This is a genomic window from uncultured Nisaea sp., from assembly GCF_963974195.1.
Taxonomy (GTDB): domain Bacteria; phylum Pseudomonadota; class Alphaproteobacteria; order Thalassobaculales; family Thalassobaculaceae; genus Nisaea.
Genome location: NZ_CAXBDC010000147.1, coordinates 1 through 8,160 on the forward strand (window position 1 = coordinate 1; position 8,160 = coordinate 8,160).

At 61.4% G+C, this 8,160-nt stretch carries 7 protein-coding genes, 2 tRNA genes and 1 riboswitch; of the genes, 4 read left to right on the forward strand and 5 right to left on the reverse strand.

Annotated elements, in window-relative coordinates; genetic code table 11:
• Positions 1-154 precede the first annotated feature (154 nt).
• Together AAC126_RS20715 and AAC126_RS20720 are read right to left on the reverse strand one after the other, a co-directional pair.
• Positions 155-228, reverse strand: a tRNA-Gly gene (locus AAC126_RS20715).
• Positions 229-337: 109 nt separating this feature from the next.
• Positions 338-422: transfer RNA gene (locus tag AAC126_RS20720), tRNA-Tyr, on the reverse strand.
• Positions 423-623: 201 nt separating this feature from the next.
• Here AAC126_RS20720 and rlmB point away from each other — a divergent pair.
• The gene (gene rlmB / locus AAC126_RS20725; RefSeq protein WP_339857121.1) at positions 624-1,445 is read left to right on the forward strand and encodes a 23S rRNA (guanosine(2251)-2'-O)-methyltransferase RlmB; all 822 of its coding nucleotides are present in this window, start codon (positions 624-626) and stop codon (positions 1,443-1,445) included.
• Between the two features lie 163 nt (positions 1,446-1,608).
• Positions 1,609-3,081 (forward strand): hypothetical protein, encoded by a 1,473-nt coding sequence (locus AAC126_RS20730; RefSeq protein ID WP_339857123.1) that lies wholly within the window; start codon positions 1,609-1,611, stop codon positions 3,079-3,081.
• 57 nt (positions 3,082-3,138) lie between these two features.
• Here the strand turns inward: AAC126_RS20730 and AAC126_RS20735 are convergent, their stop codons facing one another.
• Entirely contained in the window at positions 3,139-3,792 is a 654-nt protein-coding gene (locus tag AAC126_RS20735; protein WP_339857124.1) for a c-type cytochrome, read from the reverse strand.
• A 163-nt stretch (positions 3,793-3,955) separates the two neighbouring features.
• Complete coding sequence (locus AAC126_RS20740; RefSeq protein WP_339857125.1) at positions 3,956-5,092, reverse strand: zinc-dependent alcohol dehydrogenase family protein; 1,137 nt, start codon at positions 5,090-5,092, stop codon at positions 3,956-3,958.
• 260 nt (positions 5,093-5,352) lie between these two features.
• Between AAC126_RS20740 and AAC126_RS20745 the strand changes: the two genes are divergently transcribed.
• Entirely contained in the window at positions 5,353-5,808 is a 456-nt protein-coding gene (locus tag AAC126_RS20745) for a GNAT family N-acetyltransferase (RefSeq protein ID WP_339857127.1), read from the forward strand.
• A gap of 109 nt (positions 5,809-5,917) precedes the next feature.
• A riboswitch (cobalamin riboswitch) is annotated at positions 5,918-6,126 on the forward strand.
• 57 nt (positions 6,127-6,183) lie between these two features.
• A complete protein-coding gene (locus tag AAC126_RS20750) occupies positions 6,184-6,864 on the forward strand; it encodes an energy-coupling factor ABC transporter permease (RefSeq protein WP_339857129.1) in 681 nt (226 codons plus the stop codon).
• Positions 6,865-6,932: 68 nt separating this feature from the next.
• Here the strand turns inward: AAC126_RS20750 and AAC126_RS20755 are convergent, their stop codons facing one another.
• Complete coding sequence (locus tag AAC126_RS20755) at positions 6,933-7,700, reverse strand: short-chain dehydrogenase/reductase (RefSeq protein WP_339857131.1); 768 nt, start codon at positions 7,698-7,700, stop codon at positions 6,933-6,935.
• Between the last annotated feature and the right edge of the window lie 460 nt (positions 7,701-8,160).

An 8,160-nucleotide genomic window follows, 5' to 3' on the forward strand; every position in this document is an offset into this window, starting at 1 on the left:
CGATCGTCCCGATGTTGCAGTGCGGCTTATTCCGCTCAAACTTTTCCTTCGCCATCGCGCACGTGTCCTGCTTGATTTGGCGGTCACGCCGGCATCACACCGTTCATGACCAGAATTGATCCCGTGCTTGGCCAGTACCGTGGCGCCCGTGCGATGGAGCGGGTGATGGGAATCGAACCCACGTATTCAGCTTGGAAGGCTGCTGCTCTACCATTGAGCTACACCCGCCCAGCACATCGCACACCACGGCGGTGCCCGCGACTATAGCCTCGAACACCGACCAACCTCTATACTCTCGCCCTACACCCATTTCCGGAAACCGGCACTGGAAGCAGGATGGTGGTGGGGGTTGGATTCGAACCAACGTAGGCATAGCCAACGGGTTTACAGCCCGTCCCCTTTAGCCACTCGGGCACCCCACCATGTTCCCTAAAGCCGTCCCCCGAGAGCCACCGGAGTGGCTAAACAGGCTTCCGCGTTGGAAGGGAGTGCGAAATATGAGAAATAGTCTCTGTTTGTCAACGTGAAAAACATGGCAAAAGCGGGAACATGGGTAATTGATCGATTGCCCCTTGTTTTCGTCCCGCAACATTCCGGAGCAATCCGGGCATCAGGTAGTTACCATGGCCAAACCTCCGCCCCGCAAGCCCAGCGCCGCCAGACGCCGCGGCAAACCCTCTTCGAAACCTGGCGCCAAGCCCAGAGGCCGCGACATATTGTGGGGCTGGCACGCGATTGCCATGGCTCTGCAAAATGACAAACGCCGCATCACGGGTCTGCTCTGTACCCAGAGAGCGGAGCCCGAACTCAGCCAGCGCCTGGATGAATTGCCCGACTCGCGGCGCAACGAACTCCCCGAGCCGAAGATCGTCGAGAAAGAGGCCCTCGATAGCCTCACCGGCCCCGAGGCAGTTCACCAGGGCGTGGCGGCGGAAGTCCTGCCGCTGCCGGACGTGGCGATTGAGGATATTCTTGAAGATGTCGGCGAGCGCTGCCTGCTTGTCCTGCTCGACCAGGTGACGGATCCGCATAATGTGGGAGCGATTCTACGCTCGGCTTCCGCCTTTGGCGCCCGCGCGGTGATCGCTCCGGACCGCAATGCCGCGCCGACAACCGGTGTGCTGGCGAAATCCGCCTCGGGCGCGCTTGATGCGATCGATCTCGTCCACATCACAAATCTGAGCCGGACCATGGAACAGCTGCGCGATGCCGGATTCTGGTGCGTCGGGCTCGACGGTGACGCCCGGGGAACGCTGGATGGTGCCGATCTTAAGGGCCGGATAGCGATCGTCATGGGTGCGGAAGGGAGCGGCCTCAGACGTCTGACCCGGGAGAATTGCGATCTGCTTGCCCGCCTGCCGACAGCGGGCCCCGTGGCGACCCTGAATGTGTCAGCCGCAACGGCCGTCTCTCTGTATGAGTATGCCCGGCAAAACCAGGATTAGGGCGAATCGTACCAAGCACGATTCGTCACGTGCTCTATGTCACACGCATATCCTGTTGCGCGTTATAGAACACAGCCGCTATTCATGTTCTAATTCCACGATTAACAGTAATAAAATCAATGGAATTAACTGAGTTATTGTTTCATTCCGGCATGCAGATTGAATGATGGACCCGCAAAAAGCAGAAGCGCAGACTTTCAAGGATGCCGTTTGCGAAGACGTCTCCGACTTCTATTCCAGGAAGTCGCGCGATGCTATTGGCCGGGCCGCCGGCAAATATCTGCAGTCGGTTCGCATCACCCCGACGGAATTACTGCATTCGAGCAAGCATCAGCGGTCTTTCAGTGATGCCGGGACCACCCTTATGCAGGCGGTCCAGAAGGCAGCCATCGCACAGGTAAAAAGTACGCAAACTCCGGTCAGTGAACGGGTTCGCCGTCTCTACGAGATCACGGATCAGCTGCGCAAGGACGCATTGGGGAAGTTCGAGAAGGAGCCACCGCAAAAACTCGAGAAAAGCATGATCCCGGATGTGATCGCACTGCGGAGTGGCGAAACTCCTGACGAGCAGGCTTTCCGGGTAAGGGCAGCGTTGACGGCCACGCTTGAGGGCGTCAACGACTGGGTCAAGAAATTCGAGATGCTCTACGAGCTCGGCCATGACATTGCCGGTCTCGAGGCATTCGGACACTTCGATTCCTTTATCGCCGAGATCCTGCGCGCGCCCAACGCCTGCAAGGATATTTTCGGCGAGCTTTCCACCCCCGGCGAGGAAATAGACCGGCTGCTTGCTCTGTACGACGGGGACATCGAGCCGTCCCATGCCCCGAGCAAGCCGGCGAACGCGAAGAAATTCTACACCCTCGCCAAGGCCGGCTACATCCCGGAAACCCGGGATGTCCTGCTGCGCATGCTGACACTGGCACTGAATTCAAGCGGCAGGCTGACACGCGGAGACCTTCGCACGGAGCTGGAGCGTGTCCGCGCCATGCACAAGCGCCTGTCGACGCCCAACGGCTTCCTTGGCGGGGAGGAATGCGAGATTGGCCTGCATAAACGCGAGGCCTCCCTTCTGAGCGACGAGACCATCGACCTGCTGCTCGGAGGGCGTATTGATGTCAGCCAGAAGGTTCACCTGGCGCTTCAGGTGCGCAAGCAGGCGATCAGTGAAAAAGGGGCCGACTATCTTTCGAAATATGTCACCTCGATCATCAGCCAGCCGGATTTCGCCCGCTCCGTAACGGGGAAAGACGGGCCGCTGGAAGAAAAGCTCGGATTCCTTGCCAAGGTTCACAAAGACACCAAGGCAAATAATCTGCCCCCGCGCATAGAGGATCGGATCTGCCGGACACTGGAAGAGCTTCAGGCAGAGCTGCTGGAAAAAGCCGACTATTTCAAGAAGCTGGAAACCCGCTCCGGATCCACGGCGAAGAAAGCCCTCATCGTGATCGATCTGATCGGCGAGGGCAGCCTGATCGGCGCCGCGAACCTGAAAGCGGCGCGCAAGTCCGCGCATGATTTCATGAAGAAAGCGGATTTCCTGGAAAGCTATCTCGCGGACAGCGATGCGTCGCAGAGCAAGAAAACCCGCATGCAGGAACTGGAACGCCGGTTGAAGTCCGCCGGCCTCGCCTGACGATTCGGGACCGTCCGCCAGGAAAACCTGCCTCCGGACACTTCCCGAAGCCCAGCCCTATCCGCCGTCGCCGGACCGCCCGTTCACGGTCTCGTCCTGACGCCTGCGCGTCTCCTCCGGCCAGCGGCTCTTCATAAATGCGACAACCGCCCAGATACCGGCATCGGTGAGCTGAATTTCGAAGCTCGGCATATTGTTTTTGTAACTGCGCGGAGAGAATGGCTGGCCGCCATATTTCACCACATCGAAGATATCATCGTCGCTGAGCCGCCAGGTCGGCGCGCTCCCGTCCAACGGTAATGCCGGCCGGCTGCCGGAGGGAAAGTTGCCGTCCCAGCCAGCCTGACCCTCAAGAGAATCGCCATGGCAAAAGGCGCAATTTTCCCGATAGAGCGCATGGCCCTGAGCGACCAGCGCCGCATCCTGCCAATCCGCCCGAACGGCAGAATCCACCATTCTGCGCTCGAAATAGATGGAAGCGACCGTGATGATCGCTCCGATCAGCGTAGCCGCCGCAAGAAACCGTCCCTTGGGGCCAAGTTTTCGTGAAACCCGGGCAGCCATGCCGAGCCCGATTTCGGCTTCCTGTTCCTCGGCGGAATCGACCATTTCGCGGAGCAGACGGTCGCTGCGCCGCTCACCGCCGGAAAAAGCCCTGGCACGGATTCGTGCCTGGCGGCGCGAACGGCGTTCGTTATCGGTACGGCTCACGGCCCATCTCCGGCGCGGTCGGGTAAGTCACCATGGCATGGATCATACGCGATTGCGGAAAAGCCTGTCATCACGCGGACTGCCGCGCCGTCGCTTTTGCCTGCCCTTCCGGTGCCTGTATCCCGGTTCAGACCGGACCAGGCACCGGAAGAAATTCCCTGTATCAGACTGCGTGCGGCATCAGGATCTGCCGGATCGCCGAGCCGTCGGCAAGGCGGTCAAAGCCCTCGTTGATCTCGTCGAACCCGACCGAGCGGCTGATCAGCGCATCGATCGGCAACCGGCCCTGCTGATAGAGATCGATATAGCGCGGGATGTCCCGGACCGGCACGCAACCGCCCATATAGCTGCCCCGGATCGCCTTTTCGTCGGAGACCATTGCCGGCGGCGTGAAGGTAAAGGTGCTGTCGGCCGGCGCCAGTCCCGCGACCACAAGCTCGCCGCCCGCACGCAATATGCCGTATCCGGTCTCCATGGCCGGGATGGCCCCGGCGAAATCAAACGCGAAATCCACACCGCCGCGGGTTATGTCCCGAACCTGCTCGGCCAGGGTCGGGTCCTTGGCGTTGAATGTATGGGTCGCACCAAGCTGGCGGGCAAGCCCCAGACGGTCGTCATTCAGGTCGATGGCGATGATTGCCCCCGCTCCGGCCACCTTGGCGCCGAGCAATCCGTTCAGCCCGACACCGCCGAGACCGATCACCGCGACGCTGTCTCCCGGCCGGATACGGGCGGTGTTCAGCACCGCGCCGACGCCGGTCATCACGGCGCAGCCGAAGATCGCCGCCTTCTCCAGCGGAATGCTGTCATCCACCTTCACGCAACTGCCCCGGTCGATCACCGCATATTCGGCGAAACAGGAAACGCCGGAATGGTGCGCGAGGGATTCGCCCGAGGCGGACTTCAGACGGCGCCCGCCGCCCATCAGGTCGCCCTTGGCCCGGGCCACGGCGTTGACCTCACAGATCTGCGGACGGCCTTCAAGACACCGGCGGCAGCGGCCGCAATTGGCGCTGAACTGGAAGACCACCGGATCACCCGCTTTCAGGTCACGGATACCGGGGCCAACCTCGACCACCTCGCCCGCGCCTTCATGCCCAAGCACCAGAGGCACCGGACGCGGCCGGTTGCCGTTGATCACGGAAAGGTCGGAATGGCACAGCCCGGCGCCGATCACCCGAACAAGGATCTCGCCCGCTTCCGGCTTCGACAGTTCCACTTCCTCGACGGAAATCGGCCGCGATTTTTCAAAAGGCGCCGTCGCACCGGACTGCCGCAATACGGCCGCACGCATCTTCATGACTGTTTCCCATTCCCATTTTTTGCTTTGTTTGCCGCCGTTCGGCAGCGCTGTTTTGCCGCCATACAGCAGCGTGGTCCGGCATTGATGGCACCGGTCCTGAAAGGATTTACAGCCGCAGTTTACGCTGCGTCTGCCGTCGCGGCAATTGCACGACACTCGTGCCAGCTCCCGAATCAGAGGCCGAACCACGGTTATGTCTCGCGCCCGGCATGACCGGAGGCTATAGAAAAAGCTCCGCATACCAGCAGGTCCAAGCCATGTCCCTGATCTTCCGCCGTGCCGCCGAGGCCGATCTTCCCGCCATCATCGCGATGCTCGCCGACGATGAACTTGGCCGGCAGCGCGAGGATACCAGCGTCCCCGCCGCGGACTGCTACCGGGATGCCTTCCGGGCGATTTCAGCGGACAAAAACCAGTATCTCGCGGTCGCGGAGAAAGACGGAGATGTGATCGGCACCCTGCAACTGACCTTCCTTCCGGGCCTCTCCCATCAGGGCCTCTGGCGCGGCCAGATCGAATCCGTGCGGATCTCCTCAACCGCACGCGGCGGCGGCCTCGGACGGCAATTCCTGGAATGGGCCATCGCCACCTGCAAGGAACATGGCTGCCGGATCATCCAGTTGACCAGCGACAAGAGCCGGTCAGACGCCATCCGCTTCTATGAGAGCCTCGGCTTCACGGCGAGCCATGAAGGCTTCAAGCTGAAGCTTTGATCCGCACGCCCCTCGCGCAGCCTCATACATCCCCCCTCAAGACCATCGGTATTTTCCAAAGATCCCGCCACACCAGAAAAAGCGGTTGCTCATCCGGCAGCGATTCTAGATCCTTGGAGGCGATACTGGTTCCATAGCAGGCAAAGCCTGTGGACTAAGAGGGAACACGGAAGGGACGACCCAAAAGGGGCCCGAGCCGTGACTGCCCCCGCAACTGTAAGCGTGAGCGCTTCCAAGACGTCACTGGCCGACGGCCGGGAAGGCGGAAGCTAGCGAGGATCGCGAGTCAGGAGACCTGCCCGTATCACGAACGAAACCCGGCCGGCATTTGCCCGGCAAAATCCGCACGGTGGGTGCGGGAAATGGAGTGCAGACATGCATATCGAACCCGGCGTCGTGAACGGCGCGAAACTTCTGCTCAGCTACGGCACCGCTGCCGGTTGCCTCGGATTCGCCGCCAAGGTGGCTTATTCGACAGCCCGCAAACACGGCATTGCCCCGCTCGCCCTGCGCACGGTTCTGACCACCGCGCTGGTCTTCTTCTTCTTCGAGGTCCTGCCGCATTATCCGGTCGGCGTCTCCGAAGTGCACTTCATCCTCGGCTCAACCCTGTTCCTGATGTTCGGCGCCGCGCCGGCTGCCATCGGCCTTGCCCTCGGCCTGCTGGCACAGGGTCTGCTGTTCGCGCCGTTCGATCTTCCGCAATACGGCATGAACGTCACCACATTGCTGGTGCCGCTGCTGGCCATCAGCGCGCTGGCCGACCGTATCATCCCGAAAACAGTCGCCTACAAGGACGTGAAATACAGCCAGGCCCTGGCGCTGTCCGCTGCTTTCCAGGGTGGCGTGGTTGTCTGGGTTGCCTTCTGGGCTTTCTACGGTCACGGCTTCAGCATGAGCACCCTCTCCGAGGTGTCCATGTTTGGTGGCGCCTACATGACCGTCGTGCTGATCGAGCCGATTGCCGATCTGGCGGTTCTGGCCGCGGCCAAGGGACTGCATCAGATGAAGGACAGCCCGCTGTTCACCAGCCGGCTCTACCGCGCTGGCGTCTGACGCTTCCGAACCTGAACGAAAAAACGGCCTCTTCGGAGGCCGTTTTTGTTTGTGAAGAAGAACGCCGCTCAGCGGTAGGTCTGCCCGCCGTCGAGATCGACCATGATCCCTGTCGCCCAGCCCGCACGCGGCGAGCAGAGGAATGTCACCACATCGGCGATTTCCTGCACCGTGGCGGCCCGGCCGAGAGGCTGACCGGCCAGGAAATCCTGCCAGCGGTCCGCGTCGCCCTTCTCGTCCGCCGCCTTGGTCTTCAGCAGAGTGACGAGACGGTCGGTCGCGACCAGCCCCGGATTGACACCCAGCACCCGCATACCATCCGCCAGCGCATTCGAGCCCATCGCCTTGGTGAAGGCGTTGAGCGAGGCATTGCCCGCCGTGCCGGCGATATATTTCGGGTCCAGCTTCACGCCCGCGAGGCCGATGACATTGAAGATCACGCCACCACCCTTCTCTTTCATCAGGGCATAAAAAGTGCGGGTCATGTTGATGTAACCGAACACCTTGAGATCCCAGGCCGCCCGCCAGGTGGCCTCGTCGATGGCCTGCAGGTCGCCTCCCGGAATGGCGCCCGCATTGTTCACCACGATATCCGGCACCGGCAATGCGCCACCGAGCGCCTCCACTGCTCCCGGAGCGGACAGATCCGCCGGATGAATGGTGCAGCTCGCACCGGCCGAGACCAGCTCATCCCGCGCCTGTTCCAGCCGCTCTCCATCCCGGGCAACCAGATGCACGGCACAGCCTTCCGCCGCGAACGCCTTGGCGCAGCCGAGGCCAATGCCCTTCGACGCGCCGGTGATCAGAACACGTTTACCTTCAAGTCCAAGGTCCATCATTATCCTCCCTGTCGCGTCCCGAAGCGGCCAAACCGCCCCGGTCGCTTTCCCTCAGTATCAGGAGGATAAAGGCGCGGCGCCATGCCCCTCTCGCCTGCCGGAAAGGAAAAGACCCGGCCTGCACCGGAGGAAAGCCGGGGATATCAAGATCATAATGATCTGTCGGCGCTTTCCGTGCATCCCGCTGCGGCCATGCGAACGGCACCGGGATAAAAGCGGCATGCATTCCCCGCAAGGCTCAGCACCGACCTATGCGAGCAAAAACCCGGCGTATCCATTGACCCTCCCCCGATTCGGAGTCACAGTTTCAGCGTCCCATCCGGACACACGGAACCCGAAACAGGGAGGTCGTATATCGCGATGGAGCCACCGAACCAGGCAACGCGTTCCTGAGAACGGAACGCGACGGCAACAAGCGGCAGCTGACGCTTCAAGTCCGCAGACATACCAAGTTTTT